Below are 350 nucleotides of genomic sequence, written 5' to 3' on the forward strand. Positions count from 1 at the left end.
CCGCATCCAGCAGGAAACTGCGCATTTCAGACGGTGCCTGATGATCCAGTTTCGTGTAATGCAGCACGGCGGCATGTTCGTTCAGCGCCACAATGTTGCTGTATGGAACATCAGTATCGCGATGTCCCGTGGCGGTCAGGTATGCCAGGTTGATGTCGAACTCACTCATGCCGGAACGGAAGGCCTCTTCCGCCGCACGATGACCGCTCACCGCCATTTTCTGCGCTTCGCGCATACAGGCCAGTTCATAATCCGTTTTATAGGCGCGGTAGTAATGCAGATAGTCGATAACACCTTTCGGGTTGATGTTGCTGGCGGCGATATCCAATTGTAGCGCGCGCTCAGGAACC

General features: G+C 54.9%; 1 protein-coding gene. It reads right to left on the minus strand.

The window, feature by feature from the left end; all coding sequences use genetic code 11:
• On the minus strand, positions 1-350 hold a 350-nt coding region (locus J4G32_RS20725), incomplete at both ends, for a M24 family metallopeptidase (RefSeq protein ID WP_210497524.1).

The organism is Microvirga antarctica, from assembly GCF_017921815.1.
Classification (GTDB): domain Bacteria; phylum Pseudomonadota; class Alphaproteobacteria; order Rhizobiales; family Beijerinckiaceae; genus Microvirga; species Microvirga antarctica.